Raw genomic sequence first — 335 nt, forward strand, 5'->3', positions numbered from 1 at the left:
GACCCAGCGCATCGGCGTCCCGCTGGACCGGCCCGTCACCCGGGCGGTCCCGGCGGAGGAGTGGACCCGTATCGACCTCGAGGTCGCCCACCCCGACTACGTGCCGGAGTCGGTCACCCTCACCCGCAGCCCCGGCGCCCCGGTGTACTGGGACAACCGGGGTGTCGCGGTGACCGCCGACGGGGACGACCTCCGCCTCTCGGTGGAGCTGGGCCGCGTCCGCCAGTCGCCGCTGACCCCGCCGCCGTTCACCGGGACCAAGGCGCGCGGTGACCAGCCGGGCGTCTTCTTCCGGGAGGTGAGCGGTCAGCCGAGGAGGTACGCGGTGCTGAACC

Annotated in this window: 1 protein-coding gene; it reads left to right on the forward strand. The window is 74.6% G+C overall.

What is annotated here, in order from left to right:
- Positions 1 to 335 (forward strand): hypothetical protein (locus tag ACFVXK_RS35760; RefSeq protein WP_389620638.1); only part of this gene is annotated, 335 nt, incomplete at both ends.

The sequence above is a fragment of the Streptomyces sp. NPDC058157 genome (genome assembly GCF_042884105.1).
Taxonomy (GTDB): domain Bacteria; phylum Actinomycetota; class Actinomycetes; order Streptomycetales; family Streptomycetaceae; genus Streptomyces.